The following is an 18,986-nucleotide window of genomic DNA, read 5'->3' on the forward strand; positions in this document are numbered from 1 at the left end:
AAAAAGGAAAAAAAAAAAGAAAAAAAAAATAAAAAAAAAAAAAAACCCCTCAATTAAAAAAAGAGAAGGCCGCAAAAAATTCCCGGCGCCCTTCTCTTTTTTGAATTGTTGTTTTACTTTCTCTTTCTGTAGTTCCGATAGGGGTTTAATGTATTTTAATGGCTTTCTTTTCTTCCTTCTGATCGATATTGCGGATCACGACTTCCACCCTGCGGTTACACTGTTTTCCTTCCGCTGTTTTATTGGTGCATTTCGGATTGTCTTTACCAAAGCCCCTTGCGATCACCCTGGATTTGTCGACACCGCCTTCGATCAGGGCATTGGCTACCGATTGGGCCCTTGCCTTTGAAAGCTTCTTGTTCGCCGTTACACTTCCCACATTATCGGTATATCCGTCTATATAGAAGTTGGAATTGGGGATCTGTTCCTTCATGGTGCTGGCAGCTTTTACCAGTATATCATGGGATTCCGGTCTGATGGTTGATTTGCCGAAATCGAAAAGAATATTTTTAAAGTCCGCTGTGATCTGAACAACTACCTTTTCAACCGGGCATCCATGGGATGATACCGGACCGGGCTCATCAGGACAAAGATCCTCATCATCCGGAACACCGTCATGGTCTCTGTCAGGCACCGGGCAACCCTGGTATTTTGCTACACCGGCAACGGTTGGACATTTATCATCCTTATCCGGAATACCATCGCCATCCGTATCCGGGCAACCATGGAACTGCGGCAGACCCGCGATATCAGGGCAGGAATCTTCTTCGTCGTTGATCCCGTCATGATCCCTGTCGGGGATCGGGCAGCCATGATAACGCAAAACACCGGGAACTGTTTTGCAGGAATCTTCCTCGTCATTGATCCCATCTCCATCGGTATCGGGTATCGGACATCCCTGGTAACGGGCAAAACCGGCCACCAACGGACATTTGTCCACATCGTCGTAGACGCCGTCTTTATCTGTATCCGGTTTGATTTTCTTTTTATACTGCATCCCGAAATGGAAGCCTACATGCAAATCTGCCTGTTTCGAATCGTGGACCAGCGCGGAAAGAACACTTCCCGACCCAATGAAAAAAGGTCCCACCCGGAAGGCGACCCCCGCATTGAATTTGGTCAGGTCGTTGTAACTCATCGGCAGCTCTACACTGAACAAACTGTTTTCCCAACGAGGTGTAACACTATAGGCATTGTAATAATACAGATTCAGGTTGTCGCTGCTGCTGACTTTAAACTGGCCTGCCGCATTTACGCCAAAACCTCCTGCGATGAGATAATCGATACTGGCCTGTATAGTGGTTGGCAGATCGACATTATAAGAACTATTCTGACTCGTTCCCGTAAAATAAGGGCTGGCGTTCAGGATCGGGATATAATCTTTTATCGATTTTCCGGCAAATTGGTTCAATTGGAATTGGCCGGCCGGGGGAATATTCACGGCATATTCCTCTGATTGGTTAGAGCTCCTGTTAAATTTGATCCTGCCTACGTCCAGTAAAGAGGCGGAGATCTTTAATTTATATTTGTTGGCAAACCGGTCCGTTACATATTTGGAGTAATCGGCAGCGGGTCTGTATTCATATACAAACCCGATATCGCCGCCAAATCCATGTCCGTTGAATTTAAAAAAATCCTTGAATTTGTAATCGCTGAAATTCGCATCCGTGGTATTGATGGACAGGTTCCCCTTCGTGTTGGTCAGATAAGTATTTCCAGGTCCGGCTACGGTGCCCGTCAATCCTGTGGTGGAAAGATAGGAATCTGCGGTCCCAGCAATATATTTAAGAGATATCCCTCCTTTAAAAAAATGAGGGCTTGCTTTATTCGTAAATACCTGTCCGATCGATCCGCCTATTTCCGTCCAGCCAGTTGCATGAACCAGCATGTTTGTGGCGTTAAAGTTAAAGGGGATACCGGCAGAAGTTTTACCCCCATCGAGCATCGCACCTGCCAGGTTACCGTCAATATTCCGGCCATTTGAAAACACCCGGGAACGGGTCGTAAACGCAAGGGAAGTTTTCGGACTCAGGCTAAACATGACGGAAGGCCCCAGAACATCGACATATGCAAGACTGTTCACATTGGAGCTTCCCCTTAATAATTTTGATTTCAGTGAATCGGCATTAAAAGAGCGGGTAATATCGCTGAATCGCAAGCCGGAATTACTGGTTCCAACAAATCCATTGATCGCAAAGATATTGACATCCCATTGGTACCGGTTGTCCGCTATATTCGCCGGGTTGAAAAAAACGCCATTTACACCCGAATAATTCGATGTCCGGTAGCCCGGATAACTTTGACCATGCGCATTGTATAGCAGGCATACAATGGCCACACATAAGAGGAAATACTTTCTCATAGATTTATATTTCCTATAATTCATCAAAAGCTGTGCCTCACGATCTTATTGAGGAATCCAGCCATTTAATTTCAAAATCCGGGGTATTAATTCTACAAAGGCGAACGACAAGGCATCATTCCTGCCTGTAGTCTGAGGTTCTTTTTTGTCAGGCCAAAGTTTATAGTTACATTTATTTTAATAAGTCTTTATTGCAAAGAGTTTTATACAGCTTATAACCCCGGTCCGACCCTCTCCTGTACCCTCATTTCCTATTGCAACAAGTAAAACCCCCATTTATGGCAGATTCGAATATTTCCGGTTATTGCCTGGTCAGCATGCCTTCCGATCAGATAAAACCTCTGAGTATCCTAAGTATGGAGAAAACAGGTATTGCCAATATGACCGGGGCAACGATCGAGGACTTTTTCATCGATAGCGAGGTTGCCCTTCCTGCCATCTCTCCGGATTATAACCTTTCCACGGAGGTGAACAGGTCAGTTTCCGTAGAATTGTCGGTAGACGGTCATTTGTCCCTGTTACAGACGCTCTTGTCTTTTTTAAAACTCAGCGCCTCCTTTAAGCTGGAAAAGAACAGATCGGTGACCGTTCAATTAATGGAAGCCAAAAAGAATACGGTCAATGAATTTAAACTGGACGCCTTTATCAACAGCGCCCTGACCAGCAAGATCGCCCCTTCTTTCCTGGAGCTGTTGCATAACGACCAGCTTTTCGTGGTTACCGACATCCTGAAATGCAAAAAATATTCATTCGCCTACAATAACAATACAAAGACCGATTCGGGAATAACTGCCGATGCGCCTTTACAAGGCGATGTTACGGCGGGTATTCATACCGGCAGCTCCGGACACGACAGCGTTATTTATGAAGGGGACCAGTTCATAACTATCGGGGTTATCGCTTACCGGATCTTCTATAAAAAGGATAAGGCCACCGGAGAAGACAGCTACCGAATCCGACGTGAGGAATCCCTCAGGACCGTAAAAGACGATGAAGACTTTCCCGGCGAAACATTGACCACTAATACGACCATTAATTAGCCGCTCCATGGAAAATAAGGTAATCGAATACCTGATCAAACAACTGGAAAATAACAAATGCGTTCTTATCCTTGGCCCAGAGTTCATTAACATCGACCAAACCGACAGGGACTATAAGGAAAGCATCCACAATTACCTGGTTGAGAATAAATTCAAAGAAGCTTTCCGGATAAAGAACTATTTAAAAGAGGACGGGTTCTTCTTTTTTAACGATAACCAGGATGGGGACCGGATAGAAAAAGATTCGATGTTGGCTACTGTAGGTGATTTTTACAAGGACCTGACAGTGACCCCCTCCTATGAAAGGTTAGCGAAGATCCCCTTCAATATGATCATCTCCCTTTCTCCGGACAATCTGATGAACAGGGCATTCGACCGGATCAACAAGAAAAAAACGCATTGTACCTACAGCGCCAGAGGGTTTGATGACTACCCTTCTCTTCCGGATAAAGACAGTACCCTGATCTACAATTTGTTCGGGGATTATGAAAATTATGAGGACCTGATATTTACCTTCGATAACCTTTTCAAATTCCTGGATAAGATCTTCCAGGATTCTGTATTCCCAAAATTCAAAGAAAGGATCTCCGGGGCGAACAGCTTTATTTTTTTAGGTTTCAGCTATGACAAATGGTACCTGAAATTATTTTTCTTTCTCCTGACTAAGTTCAGGACCAGTTCTACCAAAGGATGTTCGAAGTACGCCATCTTTAATTATGATAATGATTTCACCGATCAGAAGATCGATTTTTTCGAATCCAATTTCGGCATCACTTTCTCCCAGGAAAAAGAAAAAGACTTTATCGAAGAATTGTATGCAGCCTGTGATACGAGAGGGATACTCTTCAAAGCTACTCTTCCCGCGGATGACCCTGATGCACCTCCCGTTATCGCTCATCAATATAAGATCCTTTATCTCGCCTCCTCCCCGCTTGGAAAATTAACGCTGCGCCAGGGTGAGGAATACCAGGGTATGAAAGAGGAACTGAATAAGAAATGGATCACCCTTCTCGACCCCAGGTTCAATATCCAGAGGAACGATATCCAGACCGAGGTCAATAAAAACTTCCCCAGTCTGCTCTATATCAGTTGTCATGGCTCCCGTGAAGGGGATCTGATCTTATCCGACGACATGAACGCTCCTGCCAAACTGTCCCTTCAGGCCCTGAAGGAAATAATCGAACACCTGGTTCAGGAGCATAAAGAACTCGAATGCATCGTTTTTTCCTCCTGCAAATCGGAAATACAGGCAAAAGAGATCTCCCTCCTCCTTCCCTTTTGCATCGGGATGAGCGAGAATATCGACGAAGAAGCCAGCACGGTTTTTACGAAAGGCTTTTTTGAGGGGTTTATCAAAGAGCAAAACAACCTGGCCTATGCTTTCGACAATGGCGTAGGGCTGTTGAAAAATCATAAGAGCGACCTGGTAAACCGCTCATTCAGCATCCCGGTAATGTACCATAACGGCGAAATGATCAGGTCAAATCATCCTCTATAAAATGACTTATCCATACAGATACCCGGGTACAAAATCCTTTTCCGCCGAGGAACAATCTATTTTCTTTGGAAGAGACGAAGATATCGCTAACCTGCGCACTTCCGTCATTGTCAATGCGACTACCGTTCTGTTCGGAAAATCAGGCACAGGAAAATCTTCCATTATACAGGCGGGGCTGGTTCCCTTATTGAAAAAAGGAGACGACGAAGAGGAAATAAAACAGGAGGAGGAAAAAAAGGAAAACGCAGAAGGCAAAGATGAGGGCAGGAATGAACCGTTCCTGGTCATCAATATCCTTCCCAAGCCCTATGATGATAAAAAAAATCTGTTGGCAGAGGTAAGGGCTATCATTGGCAGTCATTTAAAAACCAACCAGGATTTATTTCAATTGCCGGCCGAACAATCCGGCCAGCTCCCGCTCTGGTATCTTTTAAAACAAGTGCAGGCAGAATGCCGGACCAGGGACACCCGGCAATTGATCCTGCTGATCTTCGATCAGGCCGAAGAATTATTTACCTATCCCGATAGTCATATCAGCGAACTCATCCAGGAGCTGGCGCCCGTCATCGGGCAATATATCCCTGAAAAATTCAAACGCATCATAACCGGTCAGAAAACATCGATCCTGCCGGATACGTTTAAACTGCTGTATGCGCATCTGCCGGTCAAATTCCTTTTTTCCATACGCTCTGATAAGTTACACCTGATCACCCGTCTGAAAATAGCCAGCCCGCTGATCCTGCAAAATTCTTACGAATTATTGCCGCTGAAAAGAGCAGAGGCTTTTGAAGCCATGGACAAACCTTCACAATTACCAGGTAATTTTGCCAGTGAACGATTTATTATCCCGGACAACACCAAAGAAAGCATTTTCCGGCAGTTGTCCTCAGAAGTGGACAAACAGGATTATAATTTTGAAGAAGCCCGGATCGAGCCATTCAGTCTCCAGATCATCTGCTCGCATATCGAACAAAAGATCGTCCCCCTCGACGATGATAAAATAATCGAAGATTTTGAACTGGCGGATATCCAGGGAATCATAAACGGCTATTACCACGATTGTATCAATAGCCTTCCGGTCAGTGAAGCGGAAAAGACGGTCGTCCGGAACTTTATAGAATTCAGGCTTATCTCCAACAACAGGCGGATTCCCATCCATGAAGACCTGATAACTGGAGACGACAAATACCCGGTCAGCAGGGAGATCCTGCAAATGCTGGTCGCCGAAAAGATCTTAAAAGCGGATATCAATATTTCGGGGGGGCTGATGTATGAGATCACGCACGATTGTTTCATCAAACCTATTCTTGAGGCAAAGGCAAAAAGACTGGAAAAGACATTGGATGATAAATCCCTGGAGACGATCAATGAGTTGATAAAAAAGATCCAGGACAAAGAAAGTGTTTCCGCCTATAAAGACACACAGGAAAGATCCGGAGGAATGGGACAGGGCCCGGATGATAAAAAGTTCGGGGGAACAAATACCTCCTCGATGGGAGTTGCCGCCTCTTCTATGGGCGTCGCCACCATTGAAGACTTCGAATTGTACGATCTGTATAAGAAATTAGGTGATGCCTATATCGTAATACGGGATTTTCCGAATGCTATCGAATGGTACGGCAAGGCGATCGCCGCCCCCGATCAATATAATAAATCCTTTCTTATCGAGGCCTACCGGGCCAGGTCGAATGCCTTTTACACGCAGAGAAATTATGACAGTTCCAGCATGGATCTGAAGATGATCCTGAAATTGAATAACGACGACCATACTGCGCTGAATTACCTGATAGACAACTATGACAAACAGGACAAACTGGAAGAGGCTATAGCCTATATTGAAAAAGAATCGAAGATAACGAGGGATAATGCCGGCATTTACACCGAAATAGGGGTCAAATACTATGTGAAAAAAGATTATGAGGCGGCAAAAAAATATTACCTCAAAACTCTGGAAATAAACCAGGAGGATGAAAATGCGTATCGCAACCTGGGTTTGGTGGAAGAGATACAAGGCGATAACGGCAAGGCATTGGACTATTATAACAAGGCATTGGCCTTTAGTACAAAACCCGCCGCTCTTTATAATGATATCGGCAATCTTTATTATTCACAAAAGGACTATCCGAAGGCCAGTGGTTTTTATCAGAAAGCCCTGGAAACTGATCCTTCCTTCTATTATTCCTGGAACAACATGGGCTGTATCCATGAAGCCTTGCAGGAACCGGAGGCGGCGCTCGAAAATTTTCAGAAAGCGATTTCGATCAATTCGAATTATGAAGATGCTTACCGGGGAATAGCCAGGATATATTATAACAAGGAAGATTTTCTGCAGGCCCGGAAATATTATGCTCAGATCGGCCAGATCAGCCAGCAAAACGACCTGTTTTATTCGGTCATGGGAATACTCGAGGAAAAATGCAACAATGAAGAAGGAGCCCTGGAAAATTATAAAGAGGCTATCCGGTTGAATCCGGCAGATGAAATGTCCCTGGCCCGCCTGCTGGAAATATATTTCGAGCGCAGTGAATATCAGCAGGCAGGAGATTATTGCCTTCAGCTTATAGCCTTACGGTCCGAAGAGGAAAAATTCTATCACAATAAATTAGGCAGGATCCTGGATAGTACAGGTAAACTTCCCGAAGCCCTTGCCGAATTCCAGAAGGCTATCCAGCTGGATCCCTCCAATGGTCTTTTTCATCTTAATGCAGGCATGATCTTTCAGGCTCTGAACAAAACGGAAGAAGCCGGCGCTGCCTATAGAAAGGCCATCGAACTCGATCCCAAAGATGCAACTGCTCACAATAACCTGGGCGCCTTGTTGTATGACCGTAATCAGGATATTGAAGCGATCAAAGAATATAAACAGGCGATCTCCATCGATCCCGTTTATATTACCTCTTATTCCAACCTGGGTCTGGCCTACTCCCGCCAGCGGCTTTTTGAAGAAGCGATAGCCAATTATACCAGGGCCATCGAACTCGATCCCAAGGAGCCTTCCTACCATAACGACCTGGGCAGCATCCTCACGAAAATGGAGCGTTGGGAGGAGGCCCTCCTGGAATACACCAAAGCAACGGAACTGGATCCGGGCAATGCGATCGCCTTTGAAAACCTGGGCTATATTTATCGTTTTCTGGACAATGGTGAGAAAACGATATCCTCCTTCAGGAGGGCCATTGAACTTAATCCAAAGGCGGAAACGGCTTATATCGGTCTCGGCGGTTTTTATTTTCGTACCCTAAAATATGACCAGGCCATAACACAATTCAAAATGGCCCTGCAGATCAATGAAAAAAACGGAGTGGCTATGGCATCTCTTGGAGCCTGTTACCGGGAAAAGGGGGAGAAGGCCTTATACGACATACAACTCAGGATGGTGCATGAACTCAAAGAAGAAGACTTTGGAACCCTTTATGACCGGGCCTGTGCCGAGGCGCTCTGTGGAAACGTGGAAAAGGCGCTTCATTTTCTGGAATTATCCCTGGCAAAAAAAGAAGAAACCCGCGCATATGCCAGCAGGGATTCCGATTTTTATTTGCTCCGGGAAAGAACGGAGTTCAAAACATTGGTCGGATCTTAAAAATTTACGGAGAAGTAGTTTTTTGTTTTGATCCAACGGGTAAGCAGATAGATCAGATAACCCAAAGGACCGAATATACAGGTAAATACAAGAGAAGGAATTATCCAGGCATGCCCTATTCCATTTTGCAGGGAGTTCCGTTTTATCCAGACTGCTCCCAAAAGATCGAAGGCCAGGAAATGAACCCATCCTGCTGTAACCAATTCCGGGTTCTGAAAGACCGTCATAACCCCTTCCAGGGAACTGAAATTCTTCAGGATGTCCGGGGAGAAATTGGAAAAATTAAGCCAGGTATACACCAATGCCAGTAAGGCAATGACAAATCCGATCAGGAATTTATCAAAATCCTTCCAGTAAGGACTGATAAAGATCACTACGATCCAGCCGATCCCGGCAAATAACGAGCTTATCTGAAATAAGGCAGAAGGATTCATATGTTATTCGTTTAGATCGTTCCTAAATAATGAATGGTCGTAAGGGAAGGAAAAAAGAAATAAGCACCGCCCTTTACCGTGACAAAACGTTGCAGACCGGTTATGCATTTATTGACCGGCTCAGCCTGTATGGTAAAGTTTTGCTCACTGCCCGGCGCAGGGCTTTTCCGGACACCACAAACGGGATCCGGGTCATTGTATAGTTGTCCGAATTTCGGGTAATTTGCCCAGGTATACTGAATGAATTCATATTGCCGCGATATATCGGTATTAAAACAGGTAAAGATAAGCCCCACTTCCCCTTCCGGAGTATAGTTCAGGGGGGATCCTTCATAGGGGTCACCATATAGCCTGGCCCGCCGCATGATCCGGTGACGGCGGGTTAATTTGAGCGATTCCTTAGGACTGTTGTCTTCGAAACTATCCCTGGGATTGGTCCTTCGCAAATGCGATCCGTATGGACATTTTAATCCTTCCTTATCTGTATCTGCATACGTAAAATGATCGTCATCCGAAACACCTCCCGGATCTTTATCGGGGAATTTAACCACCGGAGCCCCGCTGGGCCAGCGCCCCATCATCTTTGACGCCAGTTTGGTGCTTTCTTCCGCATTGACCGAACCATCTTCATTTTTTGTTTTGTCGTTCATAAAATTCCAATACGCCGACACATCCTGTTGCAGTTGACGCATCACCATATAGCTGCCGTTACGGCCCAGATCCTTCTTACCTGTCCCAGCGGCATCGAAGGGAAGGATAAAGGTCTCCCCCTGTTCAGCGGCCAGAACAGGCGTATCAGGGTAAACATTATATTCATTCCGGTACCCCATCAGGAATTCTCCGGCATTGATAAAATCATTCTCCGGACCATTTTTGCCGCTCCCTTTTATAATAGGCTGCGAGATCCCGTCGCGGAAACCGAAGTGCTCCTTATTCATCGCCAGTGTCTGTCCATCCAGCTGGATCACTTCTTTAAACCCGGAACCGAAGCCCTGTTGCAGACGGTCATAATATCCTAATGCCGTCTGCTTATCACTCCCGAATATCATCAACAGCATATGTACCTGTTCATTAGCGGGACCGCCCCAACGCCAGGTTTCCGGGGCGCTGGTTTCCGTATCTCCCAATAACCGTGTCCGGTGTTCGGCCGTGATCCCTTCCCGGAAGGAACGGGTAAAGTTCGCCAGGTTGGCCGGTTTAAGACCCAAAGCGGATAAACCCGCACAGGTAAAGGCCATGTTAAGACAATTGGTTTTCGGATGATGTGTGACATTGGTGATCTCCCCAGCCTGTTCCCTAATGAATTTTTTGGCGGCCGTTGGATCGGTAACCTGCAAGGCCACATACCTCGAATAAAGCATATGTTTATAGCCCCTGATGATGTAGCCCTGTATATCGGATAGTTCCAAGGATTCCATATTTTCGTTTTTTGATCCGGTATAGAATTTCGGATCGGTTTTGAAATTTCGGAGTTGTATTAACAATCAGATCCGCTTTAAAAACTGTCCGGCCTGCTGTTCATTCAGGTCCCGGAAAAGATCATTTCGTATATGCGAATTGTTAATGACATTCTTGATGGAAAGATGCGGATAGGCACAATACCAGACCGCCGTAGGCACCTGGAAATAACGGCTCCAGGCTAAAAAATGTTCCTCGTCATAAGCGCCGCCCGTAAACAGGAATTTTGTCCGGGGAAATTTTTTGGTATTGCTCCAGATACCCGTCAGGCCCCATCCGGATTTATCGATGAAGTCTCCCAGGTATTGCTGCCAGCTTCCATCGAAATTGCTAAAGAACAACATCCGTTTCTGATCGTCGATCATCACCCAGCGCGCAAAATGAATGGTAGGTATACCCATGAGTTTCCCATCCACGAATAAAAAACTGATCAGTGCTTTGGCAAACAACATCAATCCCTGCAAGGTGATCAATCTCATTTTTCCCGGTTTCATGATCAAAACCTGGGTAAACTGATTTTGATTGGCGAGGTCCTCATATTCTTCCAGGTTCTTGATATGCGCACCATCGATCTGGCTTGGTGTCAGACCCAGGGGTTCATCTGTCTTTTCAAACCGGAAATGGATCACCAGGATCCAGATAAGGATCACCGGTAAAAGAAGGAGTAATACCAGGCCCAATAAAAGCATACCCGGCCAGTTCACTTTTGGCAGATGGCCGGGTTCCCTGGCCCAGCTGAATTCCGGCCGCCCTTCCATATTCTTACGCAAGACCTGGTGGATATCCCTGGCCGAACGGTCCCTCCAATTCCCAGTTTGGATCATTTGCCAGACGGTGTTGCGCAATTCGTTCTCCTGAATGATCTGCACCAGGGTCCTGCCCGGCGCGCCCACGAAAAAGGCCGATTCCTTCACCTGCCACTGGGACAGATAAGTTTGTCGGTTCTCCGGGGTTCTTTTCCCCGCTACGGGATATCCTTCGCAATGAGCATACAACCTATCCAGGAAAGAAGCGCCCACCGTTGCCAGTCCCCGCAGGTGATCCTCCTGCAGCCCGTCAAAATTGGAGGAAAAAACCAGCCGTACCGGCACACCGGGTTCCTGATTGCCATCTGCATCCCTGGGTTCCAGCAATACCCACCGGGCATAATGGATCGTACCCAGGTCCTCGAAGCCTTCCCGGACACCCTCCTGCATCTCCTTTCTTATCTGCAGGAGCAGCTTATTCAGGTTGTCATGCTCCCCGTTCCTCACGGGTGTCACCAGGGTCAATGGTCGCTGTTTGGTCATAGCTGTTTTTCAGTTTTTACATATGATGGGCAGATCAATCGAAGGCAACCACAAAATTATTAAAGAACGGCCCTTCATGAAGACCGGTTCCCGTTCCTGCCCATCCGGGCTCTCGCCTTAGGTTATGTAACCGGAGGATGGCAGCCGTAAATTCTGAGATCGTGACCGCATTGATATATTTGCCATAACATTCATGCAGGGCGTACCCATAATTCATGTAAGTCGCCTGCCGCTGCGGATCGAAGGTCCATGGATCCGGAAAAGCAGCCGGGTCCATCATCGCGCAGGCTGTCAGCGCAAATACTTTTCTTTTTGCCTTTATCCTGTATTTTTTCTCCCCTTTTCCTTTTAATTGCTGCTCTGTTTCACAATACCTGATCACTCCCGGCTGAGCGGGGTTAAAGCGCATCGCTTCCTTCACATAACCATACATTTTTGTCATGTCTTTTTCGGTGGCGGTAGTTATGGCTCCCTTCAGGATCTCCGGACGATTGAACAATTCATCCAAAACAAGGATAACGGCCTTATTCGTCGTCTCCAGAATACCGGTGATCAATCCTCCCATGTTACGGGTGATCGATTCGTCGTCAAACCATTCATTCCCTGGTTCCCGCTGAAGGAGGATCATCCTGTTCAGGATATTGTCTTCCAGGATAAGTTCACGTTTGCGATCCTTTATAAGCTGCAGAATCCACTCTCTCCTGGCCAGCGCCGCCTCCACCGCCTGTTCATGTTTGGTTTTGTTATTTGTAAAATTGAGAAAGAGATCATAAAAAAGTACCCGCAACCAATGTTTCATGATATTCTCGGTAGGAGGAGGCACACCGAAATAAGAATCGATCAGGCGCACCAGAATGGAGTAACATAAAGTGTGCGCCACATCGATTTTGCCAAAAGGCCGGGCCTGGGTAAGCGTTTTTTCGGATGCGTTCCGGACGTAAGTCCGGATCCTGTCCATGTCTTCCTTTTTAGCGGTTCTGCGGACAAGCTCCCGTTCCCGGTCGAATTGCGGATTATTCCGGTCCATTCCCAGGAAGAATGCGCCTTTCTGATTGGCCATCTTTTTCCCGTTGATCTCCTCCACCGTAAAATCCCCGTCCCTTTCCATCATTTCCACCAACAGATCATTTCTGTTGACCGCGGCAAAACCGGTCATCCCCAGATCCAACACAGGAAAATGCTTTTGTAAATAAAAGAACAGTCCTGTTTTTTTCCGGCCCAGGGACAACCCAATCTTTTTGCCCAAGTTTCCAAAGACGCCAGGGTCCCTGAGGATCTCTTTCTGAGAACGCATTTTTGGGCGTTCGTCCTGGTAAAGAAGTAATACAAACTGGCCGGCAGGAGTCGCCCGCAATTCTTTCACTTCTTCCTGCATAGCTGCGGGAACACTTTTTATATCCGCCATAGCTCCGCCAAATTCATTCGGAAGAAGAAGCGGTGCAGCTATGGCAGCAAAGGCAATATCGGCAATCGTCAATTTGTCGCCGGTCAGGTACATTTTACCATGCGTCAGGATATCGTTTACCTGTTCGAATATTTTTTTGATGGCCATCAATCTTTCACCCGGGGCGGCTTTATCCAATTTCCATTCCCTGGTCAGGCCATCCCGTACGGACGAAAAGAAAAAACGCCAGACCAGCCTTTCCCCAAAAGGAATACGCTGCGTAAACCAGCTGCGGGCATTCCCGCGGTTTGCCAATAAAAGATCGTACACATATTGCATAACGAGCTCTTCAAAATGCCCGGTAAACAGCTCATACAGGGCAAACACCCTGGCCCTCTGACCGGGATCTTCCGGGATCAACCGCCTGTCCGGCGGATTTCGCTGATCGTAATAGATGATTATGCTCTCCGGCGTATAAAGTAAGGAGTCCGTTTTCAGGAAAACAGGATTATTATCCCGGCCGCTCTGGCCGGTGATCTTATTTACCGTTTGTATATATAAGTGAGGAGCATGGGGCTGATCCTTATACAGGATATCGTTGCGGTCAAGCACCCATCTCGCTATTTCGTCCCGTCCCCCTATTACATTGCTGACAAATACCGGTGTTTTTTTTGCAAAAGAAAAATCCTTTTTGAATTTCAGGTTACCGGGGTCAAGGTTATCCGTCATAGCAGCAATTAGTTGATTGTTGAAATAATAGAGAATCGGAAGCTATTAATCAGCTATACAGGTTGATGATCGGGGCAGATAGGGGGCAGATAGGGTGAGGATCCGGCAAACAGGTCGGTTCGGGAAGAGAAAACCAGGGTATTTATCCCTGTTCAGGGATTAAAGGTATAAGATTCAAGCAAAACAACCAATACTACAAAGCGGTAATTTAGATAAGGCAGGAATGGCCGGATCTCTCTAAAAAAGCTGACGATCCTTATTGAGGAGGGATGCGCCCAATATCGCTACGTCCTTTATTGCCGAAGGCACCACTTTCAAATCTTTTAACGCATGGGGGAAAAGAGATTCCTGCAAGGACTCCCACATGCTTTTTTCAAAAAAGGGGAAGGCCTGACTTACCGATCCGCCCAGCACGATCATCTCCGGGTCGTAGGCGTAAAGGATAGCCAGTAAGGCGTGACCCAGATGCCGGCCATACTGGAGGAATATATCCTTAGCCTTTGTGTCACCGGCTATGGCTTCTTTTAATAATTCTTCCCCCGCACGATGATGGGTATTCATAAAATACTGACCGGAGGAATAGTGTTCAAAATGCACGTCCTTATAAGCGATATAACCGATCTCGCCGGCACCGCAATGAGCGCCGTTAAACAAACGTCCACCGATGACGATACCTGTTCCTATACCCGTCCCTATCGTCACCCCCACCAGGTTATCACAGTCCTTACCGGCTCCGTAATACTTCTCGCCGAGGGCAAAACAATTCGCATCATTATTCACCCATACCGGCACACTATATTTTGCTTCCAGGATTTCTTTACAGGGAACTTCCTTCCAGGAAGGAATATTGACGGTATCGTAAACGATCCCTTTTTTCGCATCCACTATGGATGGTACACCGATACCAATACCGCTGATAAACTTCCCGGGGCCTTCTCCACTCATGCCATTTGCCAAAACATCTTTAGCTCCTGTTCCCTCCATTATTTCTCCGATACAGGAATAGATCCTGTCGAATACTTCTTCCTCGGTCTTCAGCCCGGCAATACGAACGGAAGCTGTCCGGACGATCTGTCCATCACTTACCAATCCCGCTCTGACATTCGTTCCGCCGAGATCGATACCTATTGAAGCATTCACTTTTTCCATTTGAATTTTTTTACTCCGGTTTGCGGGAAATAGTTTTATTGTTGATAAGGGGTTTGGCCCAAAATCCAATGCTGAGGATATAGGCCAGACATATATAGATGAATATCATTCCTCCCCGGAGCCCAATGTGATCTGCCATCCATCCGATAAGTAAGGGAACTGCCGCACCACCCACTATACCTGTACACAGGATACCAGAAAACGAACCGTGATGCGTGGCCAGGGAATTCAACGCCAGGGAGAAGATGACGGAAAACATAATGGAAATGGTGAAACCCGATAAGGGAAAGGCAATCAAGGCATAGTTCTCAGGCCCCCATAAGGCAACCCCGAGTACGATCATCGTCAGCAGGGAAAATACCACCAATAACTTCCGGCTATCGAATAATTTGAGTAATAGCAGGTTCAATACGCAGCCAAGGGTCATCAAACCCCAAAATAAGGAAACCGTATTTGCCCCAACGGTCAGGGTATCTTTGCCATGATATTGGTGCAGAAATTCCGACATCCAGTCTGCAATCCCCTGTTCTACTCCCACGTAACAAAATATGCCCAGAAAAAATAAGACAACTACCGGCTTTTTGATCAACTGCACATGCGTAGCGATCGTTCCGCCTTTTTCCTCTTCCGTAAGCACTACTTTTGGGAACCGGGAAAAAAGTATGACCGCGATCATCAGCAGGATAAGAAGCAGGAATAACCAGTATAAGGAAGTCCAGGTATATTGCGGGTTGGTTATTTTCCGCATCAGGGCAACAAAGGCATTATCTCCTGCAGCATTTTCCTGCAAGCGGGATTCCATATACGTATAGACCCTTGGACTCATAAAGGAAGCCAGTCCGAACAGGAGCTGCGCCATTACCGAGTTAAAGGCAAAATGTTCCTCGCCGCCCGAAATCCTCAGGAGGGGATTGATAACCACCTGCAGCATGGCCATACCGATACCTATCAGGAAAAGTGATAAAAGGCTAACTGCGTATCCGGCAAAGAGACTCAGGAGACCCGCCCCAAGAAAGGCAATTCCGAAGGACAGGATCATTGCCTTTTTTTCCCCGTAGGCTTCTATAAAGATCCCCGCAGGGATCGACATCACGGCATAGGCAATAAAAAAAGAAAAAGGCAGGAAGGCCACCATTGAATAACTCACCTGGAAACTCTTTTGAATATCCGGTATAAGAGCCCCCAGTATATTCGTAATAAAGGAGATCACGAAGAAGGTGAGGAAAACGATCCCTACCATGTAATAATTTCGTTTCATACTATTCTATTATCGTTTGGGGGTTGGTCATTTGTGGTTTTACCGGATTCAGGGATTAGTTGATTTCAGGGATTTTCCAGCGTCACGATCCTTCCTCCCCTGCCCTTGGTATCATATACCCTGATCTTAAAGGTTCCTTTTTCGGTAACAGGAGTGGTATATATTTTACTGGCCGGCCCCGGTTCGCTTCCATCTGCCGAATACCGGATGGTAAAGCCCGGAACAGGACTGTTCAGGTATAATATGCCGTTCTCCAGCACCGCTCCGGCCGGAGGAATCCGGAAAGCATATCCACCATTCAGATAATTCAGACGGGGCAATTCCCTTTTACCCAGGATATTCGAGAACGTGCTCCAGGCATCCTGGTATAGTTGCCCGGCCCGGATACTGTCCTTCTCCGTTGCCCAGGAAGGATCGGCAGCCCAGGCACGTTCTGCCGTACTCAACAATTTGGGCAACAGCATATATTCCAGCCTGGCGACCGTGGGAAGGTTCTCCGCGAACAATAAGCCCTGGACTCCCAGGATGTTTTTTTTGCCCTCCTCTGTCAGACGGACCTTCCCGGAAAAATAGCCCGGGACCACCGGGTTGCCCCAATAATCTTCTTTCGAATTTTTGTAATAGTCGAAAGGGATAAAATCGAAAGGTTTATTGACATCCGTATATCCGCCCCAATGGTAACCCAGTTCTCCGGGAGTTTTCTGGTAAGCCATATCGAAATAATTATTACTCACGCAAGAGAGGATTACCTTAAAACCGGCATTAGCCAAACGATAAGGCAGATCTTCTTCGCCTCCTCCGATCATATTATTCCATACATGCACCTGAGATCCGGCCTTTAAAAAAGAAGGATCCACAACCATTCCTGCTTTGCCACCGACCATGGTTTTGCGCATCGCAATCTCTTCCCAGCCGGATAAAACAAGACCACGCGATTTTAAGGAACTGTCCAGTTTATGGTAATAATAACGCCAGAGATCGGTTGTCTCTTTAAGGGAAGGATCGCTCTTCAGCAGTTTTGCACAAAGAGGAGATTTCTCCCAGGCCCCTGTAGGTACTTCGTCACCCCCAAGATGAATGGTGGTCAGCGAAGCCCCGGCCTCCCTGTACATGAGGGCGATCTCATCCACTACCTTATCGAAAAATCGGTAAACCGAGGGAAGGGCCACACAGAGGACATTGTCATTCCACATTTGCGGGCCTTCATAGACCGATTTGTCCCCGAGGTCTCTTAATAAATAACGCTCTGCTTCAGAACGGTTGCCTTTCCGGGAATAATTCTCGTAACGGACATCCATAGCTTTTATCGCTGCCCGCGCATGCCCGGGGCTTTCTATTTCCGGGATGATCCGTATATGGCGTATTTTGGCATATTTCAACAATTCGATAAATTCGGTCCGCGTATAATGACCGCTCCCAGTTGTACGATCTGTAGCCGGGCCCGAACCAAAAGAAGGCGGCAGGAATTTTTTGCTGTCCAGCGTATGCCCTCTTCTTGACCCGATCTCAGTCAATTCGGGCAGGGAAGGTATTTCCAGACGCCAGCCTTCATCATCCATAAAATGGAGATGCAGGATATTCAGCTTATAGAGCGCCATCAGGTCCAGCACCCGCATCAGTTCGTTCTTCGTTTGAAAATTGCGGGCAACATCCAGCATCAGGCTCCGGTAACCAAAACGGGGAGAGTCCTTCACCTCCACCCCTGATATCTTTATTTCATTTTTTTGACCGGCCCAAACGCCCGGGTCGATAAGAGAAACCAGAGATTGTATGCCATAAAATAACCCTTCTGAGGAAGTCGACCGGATCAGGATAACCGAACCATTCACCATCAATTGATAGGCAGCCGTATCGGACTGTCCTGCATTACCAGGTTTGCCGTTAGCTGAGGAAAGTGCCGGTCCTCCCGGTTGTCCTCCCCATTGCAGCAGGATCTTCCTGTTTTGAACGGATGACCTTGTTGTTGATCCTGGTGCTCCTGGTGCTATTAGTGCTGCTGTTGCTCCTTCCAGATCGGAGGCTGTGACCGCCCGGGCTATGACTTCAGGTCTTTTTCCTGTTAATCCGGCCAGGATATCCGCCAGGTAAACCGCTTCATTTCTGAAGGCAGGATCCGTTATTACCGGAATGCCTGAATTCAACAGAAATTCAAACCCATTCTCCTTATAGGATAAAGGTGTCGGAAATATTTTGGGAAGGCCTGCTGCAGGCATATCTTTTATACGGGCATTCTGCTCATATTCCTGTTTGGCAGTGATAAACCCTGCCGCATCATCTACAATCGGGCCCATCTTAAAATCATTCAGCTCATACCCTTTTTCCGGCTCCTTATCCCATACCAGGTAAAAACCATTGGGAACATCGGAGGGATTAAAGGTCAGATCGGACCAGGTAAATTGGATATGCATGGAATCCCCTTTTTTCAGGACCGATCCATTGCCCAGCGGAGCTATACAATTCAGGTCCCCGTTCTTATGCAATATGGAAACACCTCCTGTTACAGATTTGGAGTCAACAGCCCTGTTGGTGTTAAAATAGATCTTCCATCCCGTTGCAGGGAATTCCGCATCACTTTTATTGGTAAGGGTCAGGGTACTGATAGCCTTGGGTGGCAATTCGTAAAAATTTTTTACAAAACGCCATTCTACCGATAAACGGCCCGCATCGAAGGCCTGCGGGTTCTGCGGATTTTTTTGTGCATTCGATGAACCACAAAAGAAAAGAAAATACCCAACTACCGAAAGGACCAATCTGTACATACAAGCAGTTTTATGGTGAAGGCTTCTGCAATATAGGGCATAAGCC

At 46.7% G+C, this 18,986-nt stretch carries 11 protein-coding genes; 3 read left to right on the forward strand and 8 right to left on the reverse strand.

What is annotated here, in order from left to right; genetic code table 11:
- Window positions 1–145: 145 nt before the first annotated feature.
- Window positions 146–2,362: a DUF5723 family protein gene (locus ACX0G9_RS22195; RefSeq protein WP_459067156.1), complete on the reverse strand. Its 2,217-nt coding sequence runs from the start codon at window positions 2,360–2,362 to the stop codon at window positions 146–148.
- A 278-nt stretch (window positions 2,363–2,640) separates the two neighbouring features.
- Here ACX0G9_RS22195 and ACX0G9_RS22200 point away from each other — a divergent pair, with 278 nt between their 5' ends.
- From ACX0G9_RS22200 to ACX0G9_RS22210, 3 genes are read left to right on the forward strand one after another with little or no spacing between them, the layout of a single operon-like run.
- On the forward strand, window positions 2,641–3,402 hold the full coding sequence (locus ACX0G9_RS22200) for a hypothetical protein (RefSeq protein ID WP_459067157.1): 762 nt from the start codon (window positions 2,641–2,643) through the stop codon (window positions 3,400–3,402).
- Between the two features lie 7 nt (window positions 3,403–3,409).
- The gene (locus tag ACX0G9_RS22205) at window positions 3,410–4,900 is read left to right on the forward strand and encodes an SIR2 family protein (RefSeq protein ID WP_459067158.1); all 1,491 of its coding nucleotides are present in this window, start codon (window positions 3,410–3,412) and stop codon (window positions 4,898–4,900) included.
- 1 nt (window position 4,901) lies between these two features.
- Window positions 4,902–8,480 carry a tetratricopeptide repeat protein gene (locus ACX0G9_RS22210; protein ID WP_459067159.1) on the forward strand — a complete coding sequence of 1,193 codons (3,579 nt, stop codon included), beginning with the start codon at window positions 4,902–4,904 and terminating at the stop codon, window positions 8,478–8,480.
- On the opposite strand, the gene ACX0G9_RS22215 is transcribed toward ACX0G9_RS22210, so the two are convergent.
- The 7 genes from ACX0G9_RS22215 to ACX0G9_RS22245 form a co-directional block, all read right to left on the reverse strand.
- Window positions 8,477–8,914 carry an ABA4-like family protein gene (locus ACX0G9_RS22215; protein ID WP_459067160.1) on the reverse strand — a complete coding sequence of 146 codons (438 nt, stop codon included), beginning with the start codon at window positions 8,912–8,914 and terminating at the stop codon, window positions 8,477–8,479. The two genes, ACX0G9_RS22210 and ACX0G9_RS22215, sit on opposite strands and share 4 nt — an antisense overlap.
- Window positions 8,915–8,925: 11 nt before the next feature.
- Complete coding sequence (locus tag ACX0G9_RS22220) at window positions 8,926–10,332, reverse strand: Dyp-type peroxidase (protein ID WP_459067161.1); 1,407 nt, start codon at window positions 10,330–10,332, stop codon at window positions 8,926–8,928.
- A gap of 66 nt (window positions 10,333–10,398) precedes the next feature.
- Complete coding sequence (locus tag ACX0G9_RS22225; protein WP_459067162.1) at window positions 10,399–11,661, reverse strand: hypothetical protein; 1,263 nt, start codon at window positions 11,659–11,661, stop codon at window positions 10,399–10,401.
- A gap of 34 nt (window positions 11,662–11,695) precedes the next feature.
- Window positions 11,696–13,774 carry a cytochrome P450 gene (locus tag ACX0G9_RS22230; RefSeq protein ID WP_459067163.1) on the reverse strand — a complete coding sequence of 693 codons (2,079 nt, stop codon included), beginning with the start codon at window positions 13,772–13,774 and terminating at the stop codon, window positions 11,696–11,698.
- 237 nt (window positions 13,775–14,011) lie between these two features.
- Window positions 14,012–14,923: an ROK family protein gene (locus tag ACX0G9_RS22235; protein ID WP_459067164.1), complete on the reverse strand. Its 912-nt coding sequence runs from the start codon at window positions 14,921–14,923 to the stop codon at window positions 14,012–14,014.
- 10 nt (window positions 14,924–14,933) lie between these two features.
- Window positions 14,934–16,181, reverse strand: coding sequence for an MFS transporter (locus ACX0G9_RS22240; RefSeq protein WP_459067165.1), 1,248 nt, complete (start codon window positions 16,179–16,181; stop codon window positions 14,934–14,936).
- 65 nt (window positions 16,182–16,246) lie between these two features.
- Complete coding sequence (locus ACX0G9_RS22245) at window positions 16,247–18,940, reverse strand: family 20 glycosylhydrolase (RefSeq protein ID WP_459067166.1); 2,694 nt, start codon at window positions 18,938–18,940, stop codon at window positions 16,247–16,249.
- Window positions 18,941–18,986: the final 46 nt, after the last annotated feature.

The organism is Flavitalea flava, assembly GCF_054461575.1.